This is a genomic window from Streptomyces sp. NRRL F-5727, assembly GCF_000719555.1.
Lineage (GTDB): Bacteria > Actinomycetota > Actinomycetes > Streptomycetales > Streptomycetaceae > Streptomyces.
The window spans coordinates 1-17,323 of record NZ_JOGX01000047.1; the positions used below are offsets into that span (position 1 = coordinate 1).

Genomic DNA, 17,323 nt, shown 5'->3' on the forward strand with positions numbered 1-17,323 from the left:
GCCCCGCACACCCCCTCCGCCCCTCCCCCGCTCGCCGACGTGCACCAGGCGGGCGCCGAGCTGCTGGCCGGGCTTCGGGTGCGGGAGCCCCGGCTGCTGCTCTCCGAGCGGGACGTGCGGCGGCTGGCGCCCGACGTGACGGTCTGGCTGGAGCGCGGGGCGGACCCGGCGGCCGTGAGCCGCACGCTCGGCACGGGGCTTCCGCGCGACCTCGCCAGTCCGGCGGGGCTGCTCGCCCATCGTCTGAAGGTCCTCCTGCCGCCGCCGCTCCCGGCCGGGCCGCCACCGCCCGCCGTCCCGGCGCCCCGCGTCGTCTGCGAGGACTGCGAACGGCCCTTCCCGGCGTCGGTGACGGCACCCGGGCGGTGCCGGGAGTGTCAGGAGGAGGCTCGGCTTGACCCTCACGCGGCGTGAGGCTGAAGGGTGGGCCGCATGAGCGACAGGAACCACTACGACGCCTTCGAGATGAGCCCGGTCCCCACGCCCGGGCCGGACGCCGTGCCGCCGGAGCCGTTCCACGGCATCTACGGCATGCCGTCCTTCGTCACCGTCCCCACCACCGATCTCGCGGAGTCCGTGGACTTCTGGACCCGGGGGCTCGGCTTCTTCGAGCTGTTCGGCATCCCCGGCGTCCTCGTGCACCTGCGCCGGTGGGCCTTCCCGGACGTGCTGCTCGTCGTGGCGGAGAGCGTCCCCGACGAGCCGCCGGCCATGGGCTACAGCTCCGCCGGCGTGCTCGGACAGGTCGACCGCAGGTCTGCCTGGGCCGCCGCTTCGCGACCGACCCGCAGTTCGCCGCCCACTACGACGGCGTCCGCCCCGGCCTCGCCACCTGGTTCCACCACGCCATCGACGCCGACGCCCGCACCCACGGCCTGGACCCGGCCACCGCGACCTGGCGGTGAGGGCGCGGCCACCTAGCATCACCCGCATGGCGACGTTCGTACACCTCGCGCCGGCCGCCCACGGGGCGCGGATACGGCGGAGCGGGATCAAGGCCCTCGGCAGGGGGCGCGGCAGCGGGCTCGGGGACGGGCGGGGCGTGTACCTGTTCCCCGTCCTGTCCTCGTACACCCTCACCCACCAGTGGCTGCGGGAGCTGGCCCGCCGCCCCGGGCCGCGCGGACTCGTCGCCGTCCACGTGCGGCTGCCGGACGGGGAGCCGGTGACCGTGGGCCGGTACGCCCAGCGGGAGCCGGCGGAGACGACCGCCGCCGAAGCGGTGCGCCGCATCCGGGAGTTGGGGGACGGGGCGCTCGGGTGGGAGGTGTTTCTGCCGCGGGCGGTCGCGCGGGCCGAGGTCCGGCAGGTGCGGGCGGTACGGCAGGTCGCCGGGTGGCGGTACTTCCCCGGGGCGCACGGCGTCACGCCCTGCGTCTGCGCGGGGTGCGTGGTGCCGGGCGAGTACGGCTCCCGGCGGCTGCGCGAACGGCGGCCCCACCCGGAGGACGGCCCCGCCCCGGCCTCCCGCGTGCTGCTCGCGCGGATCGCCGGCGCCGAGGCCCGGGGGGACACGGCCGCGCTGCGCGAGGCCCTGCGCTGGTTCCGGCTGCGCCGGCGCGGGCCGGTGGAGCGGCTGGCGTCGCTCGCGGGGCACCCGGACACCGGGGTCCGGCAGGGACTCGCGCGGGCGGTGGCCCGCTGGACCACTCCCGGGACGGACGAGCTGCTGCGGGAGCTGGCGGGCGACGCCGTGACCGACGTACGGCAGACCGTCGCCGAGGCGGTCGCCCACCGGCGTACCGAAGCCGCCGCGGCCCTCATCGCCGGTCTCGGCCGCGACCCGTCCCCCGCCGTCCGCGACGCCGCCGTCGAAGGTCTGGTCGCCTGGGGAACGCCCGAGACGGAGGCCGTGCTGGCGCTGCTGGCGGACGATCCGGATCCCTCCGTGCGTACGACCGTGGCGCTGCTCACGGAGGAGTGAGCACGGCGCGGGTGCGCACCAGCCGGCCGGGCGTGGGCGGGCCGCGGCCAGTCGGGAGACGCGGGCCGGAGGGGGCCGGGGAAGCGGGCCGCACGGGGTGGTGTCCGCTCAGCGAACTCCCTTGACCGGATTCAGGTCTTGACTGGACATCATCATGTCACTGAGCATTCAGCACGCGCACACCCACCGCAGGGATCCCCATCACTCCCCTGCGATGCACCGTACCGCCGCACCACTCGCACAGCTCCAACGCCTCGCGTCACCCACGCCGCGGGGCGCTCGCACGTTCCGTCCCATCCCCGTTCGGAATCCGGAGCCCCCACATGAGACTCTCCGCGAGAATCGCCGCGCTGGCAGGTTCGTCGGCGCTCGTCCTCGGCGCCCTCGCCGGTGCCGCGCCGGCCACCGCGGCGCCCGCCGGTGCCACCGCCGCGCCCGACATCCCGGTCGCCAGCGTGAAGCAGCACCTGGCCGACCTGCAGTCCATCGCCACCGCCAACGGCGGCAACCGCGCGCACGGCCGGCCCGGCTACAAGGCGTCCATCGACTTCGTGAAGGCCAAGCTGGACGCGGTCGGATTCACCACGACCGTCCAGCAGTTCACGTACAACGGCACCACCGGCTACAACCTGATCGCCGACTGGCCCGGCGGCGACCCGAACCAGGTCGTCATGGCCGGCTCGCACCTCGACTCGGTGTCCTCGGGGCCGGGCATCAACGACAACGGCTCCGGCTCGGCCGCCGTCCTGGAGGCCGCGCTCACCGTGGCCCGCACCGGCTACCAGCCCACCAAGCACCTGCGGTTCGGCTGGTGGGGCGCGGAGGAGCTGGGCCTGGTCGGGTCGAAGTACTACGTGAACAACCTGCCCACGACCGAACGCTCGAAGCTGAAGGGCTACCTCAACTTCGACATGATCGGCTCGCCGAACCCGGGCTACTTCGTCTACGACGACGACCCGGTGATCGAGCAGACCTTCAAGGACTACTTCGCCGGCATCGGGGTCCCGACCGAGATCGAGACCGAGGGCGACGGCCGCTCCGACCACGCCTCGTTCAAGAACGTCGGCATCCCGGTCGGCGGTCTCTTCACCGGCGCGAGCCGGGTCAAGACCAGCGCCCAGGTGTCGAAGTGGGGCGGTACGGCGACGGCCTTCGACCGCTGCTACCACTCCTCCTGCGACACCACCGCGAACATCAACGACACGGCCCTGGACCGCAACAGCGACGCCGTCGCCCACGCGCTGTGGACCCTGTCCGGCACCACCACGACCCCGCCCACCGGCACGGTCTTCGAGAACACCGCCGACGTCTCGATCCCGGACAACGGCGCCGCGGTGACCTCCTCGGTCGACGTCACCGGCCGCACGGGCAACGCGCCCAGCAACCTCGCCGTCGGCGTGAACATCGTCCACACCTACGTCGGTGACCTGGTCGTCGACCTCGTCGCCCCCGACGGCTCGGTCTACAACCTGCACAACCGCTCCGGCGGCAGCGCCGACAACATCAACCAGACCTACACCGTGAACGCCTCGTCCGAGGTCGCCAACGGCACCTGGAAGCTCCGCGTCCAGGACAAGGCGTCCGTCGACACCGGGTACGTCAACAGCTTCAAGCTGACGTTCCCGTAAGCCCGTCAGCCCCCCGGGGCACAAGAACCACCCGGGTGGGTCGGTGATCAGAGACCCCGACCCACCCGGGCCACCACGCTTCCCGCTACTTCGCCGCGTTCGCCGCGTCCACCAGCGCCTGCGGCGTCACCGCTCCGACGTAGACCTTGCCGTCGTCCGTCATCAGCGCGTTGACGATCTTGGTCTTGAAGACCGTGCCGGAGCCGAACTTCCCGCTGACCTTGTCGCCGAGCGAGTCCAGGAAGCCCTGGACCTCCTTCGGCGCCTCGTCCGTCTTCGGGGCCGGCGCGCCGGAGTCGAAGCGGGCGATGGTCGTCCAGCCCTCCCCGATGACGTTCATCTCGCCCTTGTCGCCGCCCGCGAGACCGCCGCCGAGGCCCTCGCCGAGAGCGCCGCCGAGGCCGAAGTCCCCGAACTCCTCCTCCAGGTCCTTGCCGGCGTCCCGGTGCGACTTCTCGATGTCGTCGCCCTCGGTGACCTTCGCGCCCTCCGGGACGGTGAAGTCGAACTCCGAGGCCGCCGGCTTGCCGAAGTCGACCTTGGTGAAGCCCGCGTCGACGACCGGCTTGCCGCCGCTCGTGGAGTCCAGGGTGAACTTCAGCGGGGTGCCGGTGGCCGCGTCGACCGCGATCGTGACCGAGTCGACGGTCGAGCCCTGCTGCTTCGGCTCGATCACCAGCCGGTACGCGTCCCGTCCGGCCACCTTCGCGGTGCCGCCGACCGTGACGGAGGTGGTGTCGCCGGCGGCCTTCAGGACCTCGTCGGCGAGCTGCTTGGGGCTGGCCGGGAGCTCCTGCCCGGGGGCCTCGCCGGCCTCCTCGACGCCCTTCTCGTGGAAGACCTCGCCGGAGCGGGAGTCGTACGCCCACACCTCGTCGCCGTTGTGGACGATGCTGTACTGCTCCTTGCCGTCGAGCAGCGTCAGCTTCTGGCGGTCCGGGCCGTCGGCGGCGATCTTCAGCGTGTGGGTGCCGGAGACGAGCTTGGTGAGCTGCGCGGACGGGTCGGCCGAGCCCTCACCGCCGGCGGCGCCGCCCGCGATCCCGCCGAGCAGTCCGTCGAAGGCCGGCAGGCCGAGGTCCGTGGAGACCTTGAAGGTGCCGGACAGGGTCTGGGTGTCCGAGGCCGCGATCTTCTCGATGAGCTGCTGGGCGGTGATCTCCGGCAGGTCCGGGTCCCCGGACGCGGCGAGCGCCGGGACCAGTCCGATGGTCGCGGCGGCGATTCCGGCCACCGCGACCGGGACGACGTACCGGCTCGTCTTTCGCTGTGCTGCCATGGTCTCTGATCCCTCCGTGCCCTGGCGGACTGCTTGTCTCGATGTCTCCATCTCACCAGGACGGGCGCCGGGAATCGTCAGCCCGGGGGAGCAACCTCGTGTACCCCTCCGGGATGACATCCCCTAGGGAGGGTCAGCCGGCGCGGTGGACCACCGCGTCGCACAGCTCCTGGAGGGCGGCCTTCGCGTAGCCGTCGGGCAGCGGCGCCAGCATGGCCCTGGCCTCCTCCGCGTACCGCACGGTGTCCCGGCGGGCCTGCTCCAGGGCGGGGTGGACGCGGAGCCGGCGGAGCGCCTCGGCGTGCCGGGCGTCGTCGCTGAGGTCGCCGTCGATCAGGGCGACGAGCTCCAGGTCCTCGGGGCGGCCGTGGGCGGCCGCGGCGGCCCGCAGGCGGAGGACCGGGAGGGTGGGGACGCCCTCGCGGAGGTCGGTGCCGGGGGTCTTGCCGGACTCGTGGCCCTCGGAGGCGATGTCGAGGACGTCGTCGGCGAGCTGGAAGGCGACGCCGAGCCGCTCGCCGTACTGCGTGAGGATGTCGACGACGGACTCGTCGGCGCCGGACATCATGGCGCCGAAGCGGCAGGAGACGGCGACGAGGGAGCCGGTCTTGCCGCCGAGGACGTCGAGGTAGTGGTCGACGGGGTCGCGGCCGTCGACGGGCCCGGCGGTCTCCAGGATCTGGCCGGTGACGAGCCGCTCGAACGCCTCGGCCTGGATCCGGACGGCGTCGGGGCCGAGGTCCGCGAGGGTGTGCGAGGCGCGGGCGAAGAGGAAGTCACCGGTGAGGACGGCGAGCGAGTTGCCCCAGCGGCTGTTCGCGCTGGGCACGCCCCTGCGGACGGCGGCCTCGTCCATGACGTCGTCGTGGTAGAGCGTGGCCAGGTGGGTGAGCTCCACGACGACGGCGGCGGGTACGACGCCGGGCGCGTAGGGGTCGCCGAACTGGGCGGCGAGCATCACGAGCAGCGGCCGGAACCGCTTGCCGCCGGCGAGCACCAGGTGCTGCGCGGCCTCGGTGATGAAGGGGACATCGCTCTTGGTGGCGTCGAGGAGGCCGGCCTCGACGGCCGCCAACCCGGTCTGGACATCGGCCTCAAGAGCCTGGTCCCGCACGCTAAGACCGAACGGCCCGACGACGGTCACGAGGGGGTCTCCTGTCTGCTGACGCCTGCTGACGATCACATGGCGACGATCACATGGTTGCGGGGGTGATCACACGGTGTTCGTGGTCACACGGATTGTCGATGTGTCGCTGGGATTCACTCAAGCCAGCGTATCCGGTCACGTTTAGATCACCGTGGGCGCCTTCCCGTCACCCCCGGTATGTTCGTGATCAGCTGATACGACATGGAGTGTACGAATTGTCCAGAGCGGCGATCGACAGGGACAGCGGGGAGCGGCCGCCCCACGGGACGCCCGGGCCTTCCCGGGCCTCCCCGCGGCTCGCCGACCGCACCCCGGCCCGTACCGGACGGTCCCGCGGGGCGGGATCCCGCACCGCCCGCAGGGTCCCGGTCGCCCGCGGGATCGCCCGCGGCCGTTACTCCATGGCGGTACCGACCACCGCCTACTCCATGGCGGTGCCGACCACCGCCGTGACCCCGTCCCGCCCCGGCCCGGTCAGCGCCGGCACCGGCACCTGCCGCCCGCCCTTCCTCCTCATGGCCCCGGCGCCCCGGACGCGCCGCACCACGCACCCCGTCCACTGAGGTGACCTGATGACGAAGATCCGTACCGACTTCCCGTACGAGACCCGCCACGAGGACATCCGCATCCCGCTGCCCGACGGCACCCGGCTGTACGCGCGCGTGTGGCGCCCGCTCACCGACGAGCCCGTCCCCGCCCTCCTGGAGTACCTCCCCTACCGGCTCACCGACTGGACCGCGCCCCGCGACTGGCAGCGCCACCCCTGGTACGCGGGCCACGGCTACGCCTCCGTACGGGTCGACGTCCGCGGCCACGGCAACAGCGAGGGCCTGCCCGGCGACGAGTACGACGCCGTCGAGCTCGCCGACGGCGTCGCCGTCGTGAACTGGCTCGCCGAGCAGGAGTGGTGCACCGGCCGGGTCGGCATGTTCGGCATCTCCTGGGGCGGCTTCAACAGCCTCCAGATCGCCGCGCTCGCCCCCGAGCCCCTGAAGGCGGTCGTCACCGTCTGCTCCACCGACGACCGCTACGACAACGACGTCCACTACATGGGCGGCTCCGTCCTCGGCGTCGACATGCACGCCTGGGCCGCCACCATGCTCGCCTTCGTCTGCCGCCCGCCCGACCCCCGGTACGCGGGCGAGGAGTGGCGGGAGCTGTGGCTGCGCCGCCTGGAGGCCGTCGAGCCGTTCGTCCACACCTGGCTCTCCCACCAGACCCGGGACGACTACTGGAAGCACGGCAGCGTCTGCGAGGACTACCCGGCGATCCGGGCCGCCGTCCTCGCCGTCGGCGGCTGGCACGACCCGTACCGCGACACCGTCCTCCGGCTGGTCGAGCACCTCCCCCAGGACCGGGTCCGCGGCATCATCGGCCCCTGGTCGCACCAGTACCCCGACCGCGGCCTGCCGCCCGGCCCCGCCATCGGCTTCCTCCAGGAGACCCTCCGCTGGTGGGACCACCACCTCAAGGACGCGCCGAACGACGTCATGGCCGAACCGCTGCTCCGCGCCTGGATCAGCGACTCCCACCCGCCGGCCACGGTCTACGAGGAGCTGCCCGGCCGCTGGGCCGCCGACCCGTCCTGGCCGTCCCCGAACGTCACCCCCGTCACGTACGGCTTCGGCGGCGAGCCCGTCGTCGTCTCCTCGCCGCAGCAGACCGGCATCGACGCGGGCCGCTTCTTCCCCTTCGGCAACGACGCCGACCTGCCGCCCGACCAGCGCGACGAGGACGCCCACTCGGCCTGCTTCGACTTCCCCGTGCCACAGGACGGCGCCCCCATCGAGATCCTCGGCCGCCCCTCCGTCGAGGTCCGCCTGGCGGCCGCGGCGGCGACCGGGCAGGTCGTCGCCCGGCTCTGCGACATCGCCCCCGACGGCTCCTCCACCCTCGTCACCCGCGGCGCGCTCAACCTCTCCGCCCGCTACGGCCGCGACCGGGCCGTGGACGCGCAGCCCGGCGCGTGGGAGACGTGCCGCTTCGAGCTGAACGGCATCGGGCACGCCTTCCCGCCCGGCCACCGGGTCCGGCTCGCGCTGTCGTCCGCGTACTGGCCGTGGATCTGGCCGCAGCCCGACGCGGCCGGCTTCACCCTCGACCCCGCCGGCTCCTCCCTCACCCTTCCGGTCCGCGCCCGTACGGAGGACACGGTCACCTTCGAGGAGCCCGAACAGTCCCCGCCGCTCGGCGTGTCGTCCCCCGGCACCCTGGACGAGTCGCGCCCCGAACGGCTGGTGCTCCGGGACGTCGCCAAGGGCGAGTGGACGCTGCAGGTGGACCCGAAGTACGGCGGCACGCGCGTGTACCCGGACGGCCTGGAGTACACGGAGGACGCCGTGGACACGTACACGATCGCCGAGGACGACCCGCTCTCCGCCCGCGCCGGCTCGGAGTGGCACATCCGGCTCCACCGGCCGGAACTCGCCTGGGACGTCACGATCGACACCCGCTCGGAGATCAGCTGCGACGCGGACGCCTTCCACACCTCCGACGAGGTGGTGTGCAAGGAGGGCGGCGAGGTCGTCTTCCACCGCACCTGGGAAAAGCGGATCCCCCGCACGGCGGGCTGAACCCGGGGCCGTACGGGGGACCTTGGCGTACCGCCTAGCCGTTGACCCTGCGGCGGCGGGCGACGAACAGCGCACCCGCGCCGAGCACCACGGCCGCACCGGCGGCGGCGCCGAGCTGCGGCAGCGTGTCGTTCGCACCGGTCGCGGCGAGCTGCCCGCCGGTGGTCACCGGCGTGTTCGAGGAACCGCCCTGCTGGGTGGTGTTCGAGGTGGCGGCCGGGGCCGGGGTGGACGTCGACGGGGACGGCGCCGGGGTGGGCTCGTCCGTCGGCTCCTGCGTCGGCGTCGGCTCGGCCTCCTCGCCGCCGGTGACGTCGAACCAGGTGACGACGACCTCGTCGCTGATGCCGCAGGAGCCGTCCTCGTTCCAGTACATCGCCGGGGAGTTCAGCGTGCCCAGGTTCGCCGGGGTGTCGCCGTCGACGGTGACCCGCAGCTTGACCTCGGAGGTGTGGCCCTTGTCGATCGCGCCGAACTCGGCGGCGTCGAACTCCTCGGTGATCTCGGTCCACTCCAGGACGTCCTTGGAGGACCACTCGATCGTGGGCCGGTCGACCGGGTCGTGCAGGTCCTCGCGGTCGCGCGGCTTCCCGTCCTCGTCCAGGCCGTCGAAGAGCGCGGCGCCCGGGAACGCCTGGACGTCGTCCAGGTCGCGGTCCGAGACGTTGGACAGGGACAGCGTGAAGATCCCGCTGCCGCCGGCCTCGATCTTCTCCGGACCGGTCAGGGAGAAGGAGAGCGAGGCGTCCTCCTTGCACCCCTCCTGGATCGACTTCCAGAACTCCAGCTCCTCCTCGGCCTGGGCGAGCTCGTCCTCGGCGGTCTCCAGCTCCGTGCCGAGCCGCGAGTACTCCCGGACCATCGCCACCCGGGCGTCGTCCCAGGCCGTGTCGGCGGCGTCGAAGCGCTCCTTGGCGGTCTGCTCGGCGGCCTTGGCCGCGTCCCGCGCCTTCCCCGCGTCCTCGACGGCCTTCGCGGCGTCGGTCTTCTGCTGCTCGGTGGCGTTCGGGTCCGCGTTCACCCTGGTGAGCTCGGCCTCGGCCGCGGTCAGCGCCGTGACGGCCGTGGCCGTGGCGGCCTTGGCGTCGTCGTACGCCTTCTTCGCGTCGTCGTACTCGGCCTGCACGGCCGGGTCGATCTTGTCGTCTTCGAGGTCCTGCAGCAGCTTCGCGCGCCGCTCCTCGAGGTCGTCGACCTTGGCCTGGGCGGCCTCGACGGCCGCCTCCAGCTCCTCGAGGGTCGGAGCGTCGTCGTCCTCGGCGTCGGCGGTGCCGGCCGTCTGCTTCTGGGTCGGCTTCGGGGTGTCCGCGACGGCCGGGCCGGCGGAGAGGAACACGACCGGCGTCGTGACGGCTGCTGCCACGGCGGTCGCGAGAATGCGGCGGATCTTCACGTGGGGACCTTTTCCTGGTCAGGGAAGAAAGAGAGCGGCGACGCGCGCCCGCGGGCACTTCACGCGGGGGCGACGCCGTGCTGATCGTATGGCCGCGACAGGCCCGCCGACAGAGACGTTTTCCCAGCTCGGACGGACCGTCGCCGCCACCGGGCGGACATATCCAGCCAACCGGCGCAGTTGCCCACGGAGCCCCCGGTTTCTCTGTGATCCATGTCATCCTCGCCCGGCGGCCCGCCCCGTAACGTGTCCCTCACCCATCATCGAAAGCGAGGCACGCACCGATGCCCGAGCACAGCCCGCTCGACCTGGCCGAGGGCGACCCCTTCGGCGCGCACAACCTCCCGTACGGCGTCTTCACCACCGCCGACGAGCCGGGCCGCCGCCGGCTCGGCGTCCGGATCGGCGGGTACGTGCTGGACGCGGGGGCCGCGGCGCTCGCGCTCGGCTCCCCGTACGCCTCCCTCCTCGCGCAGCCGAGCCTCGACGCGCTGCTGGCCGCCGGGCGGACCGCCTGGCGGGACGTCCGCCGCGCGCTGACGGCCTGGGTGACGGTCCCGGCGCACCGCCCCGAGATCGAGCCGCTGCTGCACCCGCTGGACGCGGTGACGCTGCACCTGCCGTACACGGTCGCGGACTACGTGGACTTCTACGCGAGCGAGCACCACGCCACCAACGTGGGCCGCATGTTCCGCCCGGACGGCGAGCCGCTGACGCCCAACTGGAAGCACCTGCCGATCGGTTACCACGGCCGGGCGGGCACGGTCGTGGTCTCCGGCACGGACGTGGTGCGGCCGTCGGGCCAGCGGAAGACGCCCGCCGACGCGGCGCCGGTCTTCGGCCCGTCGGTGAAGCTGGACATCGAGGCGGAGGTCGGCTTCCTCGTCGGCACCCCGTCGGAGCTGGGCCGGCCGGTGCCGCTCGGTGCCTTCCGGGACCACGTCTTCGGTCTGACGCTGCTGAACGACTGGTCGGCGCGGGACGTGCAGGCGTGGGAGTACGTGCCGCTCGGCCCGTTCCTCGGCAAGTCGTTCCAGACCTCGGTGTCGGCGTGGGTGACGCCCCTGGAGGCGCTGGACGCGGCCCGTACCGCGCCGCCGGCCCGGGACTTCCCGCTCCTCCCCTACCTGGACGACGCGGCGGAGGAGGAGCCGGGCGGCTTCGACGTGCGGATCTCCGTGGAGATCAACGGCGAGGTGGTGGCGGAGCCGCCGTTCTCCACCATGTACTGGACGGCCGCGCAGCAGCTCGCCCACATGACGGTGAACGGCGCCTCCCTCCGCACCGGTGACCTGTACGGCTCCGGTACGGTCTCCGGCCCCGAGGTGGGTCAGCGCGGCTCGCTCCTGGAGCTGACCTGGAACGGCCGGGACGCCCTCGAACTCGCGGGCGGCAAGCGGACGTTCCTGGAGGACGGCGACGAGGTCGTGCTGACCGCGTGGGCGCCCGGCCCGGACGGCACCCGGGTGGGCCTGGGCGAGGTGCGGGGCCGGATCGCCCCGGCGGTCTAGCCGACCCTCCACAGGGCGGGGACGTTCGGCGGCTCCCAGCCGGCCTGGGCGGTGTGCGCCTGGAGGCACGCATAGCCCAGGCCGCCGTAGGTGACGCGGTCCCCCGCCGCGTACGTCCGTCCGGCGGTCCACGTGCCGCCGGGCGGGGCGGTGGTCGCCGTGGCCGTCGACGTCGGCCCCGGGTCCTGCGGCACGTCGAGGACGAAGTCGAACGCGGCCTCGCGTCCCCCGCCCGCGTCCCGGACGGTCATCAGCAGCCGCGGGTCGAAGATCGTGTCCGTGGTGTTCCGGGGCTCGTTCGGGAAGTACAGCTGGGTGGTGAGCACCGGCCGCCCCGGCGCCTGCACCTTCACGTGGAGGTGGCGGGTGCGTCCGGGGTACAGGCCGGGGACGATCGTGGTCAGCCGGAACGACCCGTCGGCGGCGGTGAACTGGTGCCCGCGGAACCTGTATCCGGTGTTGTCGTACGCCCCGTTGACGTCCGCCTGCCAGAAGTCCAGCAGGACCCCGGAGATCGGCCGGCAGGCCCGCCCGAACACGTAACCGCTGACGGTGAGCCGCGTCCCGGGACCGTCCTGCATCGCGCTGCGCAGCGGCGAGGCGGGCTTGAAGTAGGGGCCTTCCGTCTGCGGCGGGGTGGGGTCGTCGCCGTCGTCGCAGGCCGGGGTGAGCGCGGGGGCCTCGTCGCCGGTCAGGGTGCGGGCGAGGGCGGGGACGCCCATGAGCACGGCGGGCGCGGCCATGCCGGCCGCGAGCGCGGCCCGCAGCACGGCCTTGCGGGTGACGTGCCCGGTGCTGGTCTCGCTGTCCATGTGCCTGGCTCCTCGGGTGGGGGGCTGGGGTCGGCACGAACCTACGAGCCCCGGCCGTCGTCCTCGATGGACGGAACGGGCCGGTCGTGGTGTTTTCGGAAGCCCCCCGGAGTGCAGCCCACCTCCCGCCGGAAGAAGCGGCAGAAGTACGCGGGATCGCCGAACCCCACCCGCGCGGCCACCTGCCGCACCGACAACGAGGTGGCCACCAGCAGCCGTTGGGCCTCCCGCACCCGGGCCTCCCGCAGCAGCGCGGCGGGCGTGCGGCCGGTGGCGGCGCGTACGGTCTCGTTCAGGTACCCGGCGGACACGCCGAGCCGCCCCGCGCACTCCCGTACGGACAGCCCTTCGGCCGCTGCCCGGCCGGCGAGCTCCAGGAACTCCCCGGCGAGCCCCCGCGGCGGTGCCACGGCCCGCCCGCCGGGCATCCGGGCGGCCCGCACGAGCAGCACGTGCAGCAGCGACCGCAGCACCCCGGCGAAGCCGTCGTCGCCGCGCCGGTACTCGTCGGCCAGCTCGTCCATGAGCAGGGAGGTCCGGGCGTGCGCCGCCGGGTCGAGGTCCACCCAGGGCCGCTCCCCGAGCCGCCGCAGCAGCTCCTCGTCGCCCGCCCCGCCGACCAGGAACTCCGGCGTGAAGAGCACGAGCGACCCGTCGAGGCCGCGCACCCCCTCCCACCGGTGCACCTGCCCGGGAAGGATCACCCCGAGCTGCGGCGGCCGCACGGCGTACCGCTCGGTGTCGAGCACGTGGACCCCCGTGCCCGCGACGACGTGCACGATCTCGTAGAAGGTGTGCCGGTGCGGGTAGTCGGCCCGGGACATGGGCCCCATCGCGTCGAACCCTCCGGCGGCGAAGGGCACTTGATCGGGCAGCCGCACCTCCAGCCGGTGCACCGGCGGCTCCCCCGCCCGCGGCGCGGCACAGGGCGCACCGGGGAGGACCGTGGTCCCGCGCATCCACCCCTCCCGACCGTACGGACCGACTGGTACAGACCATTTCCCGGTCCCACGATCCCATGCCGCCCGGGCCCTGTCAGGAGGCCCGGGCGTCACCGCGCGTAGCCACCCCTCTGGGCCAGTCCCGGGTGCGGGTGGGGGGTGGGCGTTCGATGCTCCTCACGGCGGCTCTGGGGAGGAGGCGCCCCCGAACCGGCGCCTGGTGGGCGCTTCCCCCATGCGAGGAGTACACCCCGATGTCCGCACGACCCCGTCCCCTGATGGCCGCGTTCGCGCTGGCCGCCTCCGTCGCGCTGGCCCTGGGCGCCGCCGCCCCGGCCGTCTCGGCCGCCCCGGTCGCTCCCGTCGCCGGCGGCGACCACGGCTGGCCCCATCCGGACCTGGCGAAGACGTACGAGGCCACCAAGAAGTACGAGGACGAGCAGCAGGCCATCGCCGACGGCTTCCTGCGCACGGACATGTGCGTCGAGGACACCAGCCCCGAGAAGCTCGGCGGGATGGGGTACCACTACGTCAACCCGGCCAACGTCGGCTCGAACGACCCCACCCGGCCGGCGGCCGTGCTGTACGAGAAGAACCACGAGACCGGGAAGCGCGAGCTGGTCGCCGTCGAGTGGGTGATCCCGAACACCGGGCAGCCGGTGGCCCCGCGGATCTTCGACCGGCCCTTCGACGGACCCGCCGTGATCGAGGGCGTCGGCGACGTCTACACGCTGCACGCCTGGATCCACAAGAAGAACCCGGCCGGCCTCTTCACCCCGTACAACCCGCGGGTGCACTGCGTCTGCCCGGAGGACGCGCCCATGGCGTAGGCACGCGGAAGGGCCCGGCTCGCCCCCGAGCCGGGCCCTGTCCACGGGGGTTCAGCGGACGAAGACGCTCGCCTGGCTCGCCAGGTCCAGGAAGTACTGCGGCGCGAGGCCGAGGACCAGGGTGACGACCACGCCCGCCGTGATGGTGAGCGTCGTCAGGACCGACGGCACGGCGACCGTGGGGCCGTCCGCCTTCGGCTCGCTGAAGAACATCAGCACGATCACCCGGATGTAGAAGAACGCCGCCACCGCCGAGGCGATGACGCCGACCACCACGAGCGCGCCCGCGCCGCCCTCCGCCGCCGCCTTGAACACCGCGAACTTGCCGGAGAAGCCGGAGGTCAGCGGGATGCCGGCGAAGGCCAGCAGGAAGACCGCGAAGACCGCCGCGACCAGCGGCGAACGCCGGCCGAGCCCGGCCCACTTGGACAGGTGGGTGGCCTCGCCGCCCGCGTCCCGCACCAGCGTGACGACGGCGAACGCGCCGATCGTCACGAAGGAGTAGGCGCCCAGGTAGAACAGGACCGACGAGATGCCGCTCGGCGTCGCCGCGATGACACCCGCGAGCAGGAAGCCCGCGTGCGCGATCGACGAGTAGGCGAGCAGCCGCTTGATGTCGGTCTGGGTGATGGCGACGACCGCACCGCCGAGCATCGTGACGATCGCGACGCCCCACATGACCGGCCGCCAGTCCCAGGTGAGCCCGGGCAGCACCACGTACAGCAGGCGGAGCAGCGCGCCGAAGGCGGCGACCTTGGTGGCGGCGGCCATGAAGCCGGTCACCGGGGTCGGGGCGCCCTGGTAGACGTCCGGGGTCCACATGTGGAACGGGACGGCGCCGACCTTGAAGAGCAGGCCCATGAGGACCAGGGCGAAGCCGATGAGCAGCAGCACGTCGTTGCCCATCGTCTGGGCGAGCGCCGGGTTCACGGAGGCGACCGCGCCGTCGACGACGTCGGCGATGGCGGCGTACGAGACGGAGCCCGCGTAGCCGTACAGCAGGGCGATCCCGAAGAGCAGGAAGGCCGAGGAGAAGGCGCCGAGCAGGAAGTACTTGACGGCCGCCTCCTGCGACATCAGCCGCTTGCGGCGGGCGAGGGCGCACAGCAGGTAGAGCGGGAGGGAGAAGACCTCCAGCGCGATGAACAGGGTCAGGAGGTCGTTGGCGGCCGGGAAGACCAGCATGCCGGCGATCGCGAAGAGCGCGAGCGGGAAGACCTCGGTGGTGGTGAAGCCGGCCTTGACGGCCGCCTTCTCGTGGTCGCTGCCGGGGACGGCGGCGGCCTCGGCGGCGAAGGAGTCGACCCTGTGGCCGTGGTCGGCCGGGTCGAGCCTGCGCTCGGCGAAGGTGAAGACGGCGACGATCGAGGCGAGCAGGATCGTGCCCTGGAGGAAGAGGGCCGGGCCGTCGACCGCGATGGCGCCCATGGCCGCGATGCGGGCCTTGGTGGTGCCGTAGCCGCCGGCCGCGAGCCCGACGACGGCGGCGAACGCGGCCACGAGGGCGAGCACGGAGAGGAAGAGCTGGCCGAGGTAGCGGCCCTTGCGGGGCACGAACGCCTCGACGAGGACGCTGACGACCGCCGCGCCGACCACGATCAGCACCGGGGCGAGCTGGGTGTACTCGATCTTCGGCGCCGGGATCTTGTTCAGCGGCTCGGCAGCCGTCGTCCACAGGCTGTGGACAGCGAGGGCGTTCACTTGGCCGCCTCCACGTTCTGGACGGGAACTTCGGGCTGGGGGTCCGTCCGCTGCACGTCCGACATCGTGTGCCGGACCGCCGGGTTGACCACGTCCGTCAGCGGCTTCGGGAAGACGCCGAGGAAGAGCAGGACGGCGATGAGCGGGGCGACCACCGCCAGCTCGCGCGGCCGCAGGTCCGGCATCGCGCGCACCTCCTCCTTCACCGGGCCCGTCATCGTCCGCTGGTAGAGGACGAGGACGTACAGCGCGGCGAGGACGATGCCGGTGGTGGCGACGATCCCGGCCACCGGGTAGCGGGCGAAGGTGCCCACCAGGACCAGGAACTCGCTGACGAACGGCGCGAGTCCGGGCAGCGACAGGGTCGCGAGACCGCCGATCAGGAAGGTCCCGGCGAGGACCGGGGCGACCTTCTGCACACCGCCGTAGTCGGCGATGAGCCGCGAGCCGCGCCGGGAGATCAGGAAGCCGGCGACCAGCATCAGCGCGGCGGTGGAGATGCCGTGGTTGACCATGTAGAGCGTGGCGCCCGACTGGCCCTGGCTGGTCATCGCGAAGATGCCCAGGATGATGAAGCCGAAGTGGGAGATCGACGCGTAGGCCACCAGGCGCTTGATGTCCCGCTGGCCGACCGCGAGCAGCGCCCCGTACACGATGCTGATCAGGGCGAGGACGATGATCGCGGGCGTGGCCCACTTCGACGCCTCCGGGAAGAGCCCGAGGCAGAAGCGGAGCATCGCGAACGTGCCGACCTTGTCGACCACCGCGGTGATGAGGACGGCGACCGGCGCGGTCGCCTCCCCCATCGCGTTCGGCAGCCAGGTGTGCAGCGGCCACAGCGGCGCCTTCACCGCGAAGGCGAAGAAGAAGCCGAGGAAGAGCAGCCGCTCCGTGTTGGTCGCCATCTCCAGCGAGCCGTTCGCCCGCGCCTCCGCGATCTCGGTGAGCGAGAAGTTCCCCGCGACCACGTAGAGCCCGATGACCGCGGCCAGCATGATGAGGCCGCCGACCAGGTTGTAGAGCAGGAACTTGACCGCCGCGTACGAGCGCTGCGCCGCCGCGTTCTCGTCGGTGCCGCTGTGCGCGCGGTCGCCGAAGCCGCCGATGAGGAAGTACATCGGGATGAGCATGGCTTCGAACAGGATGTAGAAGAGGAAGACGTCGGTGGCCTCGAAGGAGAGGATCACCATCGCCTCGACCATGAGGATCAGGGCGAAGAAGCCCTGCGTCGGCCGCCACCGCTTGGAGTGGGTCTCCAGGGGGTCGGCGTCGTGCCAGCCGGCCAGGACGATGAACGGGATCAGCAGCGCGGTCAGCGCGATCAGCGCCACCCCGATGCCGTCGACACCGAGCTCGTACCGCACCCCGAAGTCCTTGATCCAGGAGTGGGATTCGGTGAGCTGGTAGCGGTCGCCGCCCGGTTCGAAGCGGGCGAAGACGACCCCGGCCAGCACCAGCGTGACCAGCGAGACGGTCAGCGCCAGCCATTTGGCGGCGGTGCGGCGGGCGGCGGGCACGGCGGCGGTGAGGATCGCACCGACCGCCGGCACCGCTGCCGTCGCCGTCAGAAGGGGAAAGGACATC

General features: G+C 72.9%; 14 protein-coding genes and 1 pseudogene. 8 read left to right on the plus strand and 7 right to left on the minus strand.

Features of this window, described 5'->3' with window-relative positions:
* The 4 genes and pseudogenes from IF73_RS0126635 to IF73_RS0126650 all read left to right on the plus strand — a co-directional run.
* A pseudogene (locus tag IF73_RS0126635) lies at positions 1-414 on the plus strand (helix-turn-helix domain-containing protein); the annotation flags it as partial.
* An 18-nt stretch (positions 415-432) separates the two neighbouring features.
* Entirely contained in the window at positions 433-921 is a 489-nt protein-coding gene (locus IF73_RS0126640; RefSeq protein ID WP_234338350.1) for a VOC family protein, read from the plus strand.
* 10 nt (positions 922-931) lie between these two features.
* Positions 932-1,924, plus strand: a complete 993-nt coding sequence (locus IF73_RS42625) for a HEAT repeat domain-containing protein (RefSeq protein ID WP_063833485.1) — start codon at positions 932-934, stop codon at positions 1,922-1,924.
* Between the two features lie 323 nt (positions 1,925-2,247).
* Positions 2,248-3,552, plus strand: coding sequence for a M28 family metallopeptidase (locus IF73_RS0126650; protein WP_031012435.1), 1,305 nt, complete (start codon positions 2,248-2,250; stop codon positions 3,550-3,552).
* Positions 3,553-3,637: 85 nt separating this feature from the next.
* On the opposite strand, the gene IF73_RS0126655 is transcribed toward IF73_RS0126650, so the two are convergent.
* Together IF73_RS0126655 and IF73_RS0126660 are read right to left on the minus strand one after the other, a co-directional pair.
* Entirely contained in the window at positions 3,638-4,831 is a 1,194-nt protein-coding gene (locus IF73_RS0126655) for a LolA family protein (protein ID WP_107049339.1), read from the minus strand.
* A gap of 133 nt (positions 4,832-4,964) precedes the next feature.
* Entirely contained in the window at positions 4,965-5,975 is a 1,011-nt protein-coding gene (locus tag IF73_RS0126660) for a polyprenyl synthetase family protein (protein WP_031012439.1), read from the minus strand.
* Between the two features lie 404 nt (positions 5,976-6,379).
* On the opposite strand from IF73_RS0126660, the gene IF73_RS41210 reads away from it, so the two are divergent.
* Both IF73_RS41210 and IF73_RS0126670 read left to right on the plus strand, forming a co-directional pair.
* Positions 6,380-6,541, plus strand: coding sequence for a hypothetical protein (locus tag IF73_RS41210; RefSeq protein ID WP_158822154.1), 162 nt, complete (start codon positions 6,380-6,382; stop codon positions 6,539-6,541).
* A 9-nt stretch (positions 6,542-6,550) separates the two neighbouring features.
* The gene (locus tag IF73_RS0126670) at positions 6,551-8,551 is read left to right on the plus strand and encodes a CocE/NonD family hydrolase (protein ID WP_031012443.1); all 2,001 of its coding nucleotides are present in this window, start codon (positions 6,551-6,553) and stop codon (positions 8,549-8,551) included.
* 34 nt (positions 8,552-8,585) lie between these two features.
* Here IF73_RS0126670 and IF73_RS0126675 read toward each other — a convergent pair whose 3' ends face one another.
* Positions 8,586-9,944 (minus strand): hypothetical protein, encoded by a 1,359-nt coding sequence (locus IF73_RS0126675; RefSeq protein ID WP_031012445.1) that lies wholly within the window; start codon positions 9,942-9,944, stop codon positions 8,586-8,588.
* Between the two features lie 284 nt (positions 9,945-10,228).
* On the opposite strand from IF73_RS0126675, the gene fahA reads away from it, so the two are divergent.
* Positions 10,229-11,455 (plus strand): fumarylacetoacetase, encoded by a 1,227-nt coding sequence (fahA, locus tag IF73_RS0126680; protein ID WP_031012447.1) that lies wholly within the window; start codon positions 10,229-10,231, stop codon positions 11,453-11,455.
* Here the strand turns inward: fahA and IF73_RS0126685 are convergent.
* Positions 11,452-12,267, minus strand: coding sequence for a carbohydrate-binding protein (locus IF73_RS0126685; protein WP_031012449.1), 816 nt, complete (start codon positions 12,265-12,267; stop codon positions 11,452-11,454). The genes fahA and IF73_RS0126685 overlap by 4 nt on opposite strands.
* A gap of 41 nt (positions 12,268-12,308) precedes the next feature.
* Positions 12,309-13,226 carry a helix-turn-helix domain-containing protein gene (locus tag IF73_RS0126690; protein WP_031012451.1) on the minus strand — a complete coding sequence of 306 codons (918 nt, stop codon included), beginning with the start codon at positions 13,224-13,226 and terminating at the stop codon, positions 12,309-12,311.
* Positions 13,227-13,462: 236 nt separating this feature from the next.
* Between IF73_RS0126690 and IF73_RS0126695 the strand changes: the two genes are divergently transcribed.
* Positions 13,463-14,038 (plus strand): hypothetical protein, encoded by a 576-nt coding sequence (locus IF73_RS0126695; RefSeq protein WP_031012453.1) that lies wholly within the window; start codon positions 13,463-13,465, stop codon positions 14,036-14,038.
* A 51-nt stretch (positions 14,039-14,089) separates the two neighbouring features.
* Here IF73_RS0126695 and nuoN read toward each other — a convergent pair whose 3' ends face one another.
* Both nuoN and IF73_RS0126705 read right to left on the minus strand, forming a co-directional pair.
* Complete coding sequence (gene nuoN / locus IF73_RS0126700) at positions 14,090-15,739, minus strand: NADH-quinone oxidoreductase subunit NuoN (RefSeq protein ID WP_031012454.1); 1,650 nt, start codon at positions 15,737-15,739, stop codon at positions 14,090-14,092.
* Positions 15,736-17,322 carry an NADH-quinone oxidoreductase subunit M gene (locus IF73_RS0126705; protein ID WP_031012455.1) on the minus strand — a complete coding sequence of 529 codons (1,587 nt, stop codon included), beginning with the start codon at positions 17,320-17,322 and terminating at the stop codon, positions 15,736-15,738. Before IF73_RS0126705 ends, nuoN begins: the two co-directional genes overlap by 4 nt.
* Between the last annotated feature and the right edge of the window lies 1 nt (position 17,323).

Coding starts and splice junctions, on each gene's coding strand:
- IF73_RS0126640 (WP_234338350.1), top strand. CDS start 433: ATGAGCGACAGGAACCACTACGACGCCTTCGAGATGAGCCCGGTCCCC.
- IF73_RS0126650 (WP_031012435.1), top strand. CDS start 2,248: ATGAGACTCTCCGCGAGAATCGCCGCGCTGGCAGGTTCGTCGGCGCTC.
- IF73_RS0126690 (WP_031012451.1), bottom strand. CDS start 13,226: ATGCGCGGGACCACGGTCCTCCCCGGTGCGCCCTGTGCCGCGCCGCGG.
- IF73_RS42625 (WP_063833485.1), top strand. CDS start 932: ATGGCGACGTTCGTACACCTCGCGCCGGCCGCCCACGGGGCGCGGATA.
- IF73_RS0126705 (WP_031012455.1), bottom strand. CDS start 17,322: ATGTCCTTTCCCCTTCTGACGGCGACGGCAGCGGTGCCGGCGGTCGGT.
- fahA (WP_031012447.1), top strand. CDS start 10,229: ATGCCCGAGCACAGCCCGCTCGACCTGGCCGAGGGCGACCCCTTCGGC.
- IF73_RS41210 (WP_158822154.1), top strand. CDS start 6,380: ATGGCGGTACCGACCACCGCCTACTCCATGGCGGTGCCGACCACCGCC.
- IF73_RS0126695 (WP_031012453.1), top strand. CDS start 13,463: ATGTCCGCACGACCCCGTCCCCTGATGGCCGCGTTCGCGCTGGCCGCC.
- IF73_RS0126685 (WP_031012449.1), bottom strand. CDS start 12,267: ATGGACAGCGAGACCAGCACCGGGCACGTCACCCGCAAGGCCGTGCTG.
- IF73_RS0126670 (WP_031012443.1), top strand. CDS start 6,551: ATGACGAAGATCCGTACCGACTTCCCGTACGAGACCCGCCACGAGGAC.
- IF73_RS0126655 (WP_107049339.1), bottom strand. CDS start 4,831: ATGGCAGCACAGCGAAAGACGAGCCGGTACGTCGTCCCGGTCGCGGTG.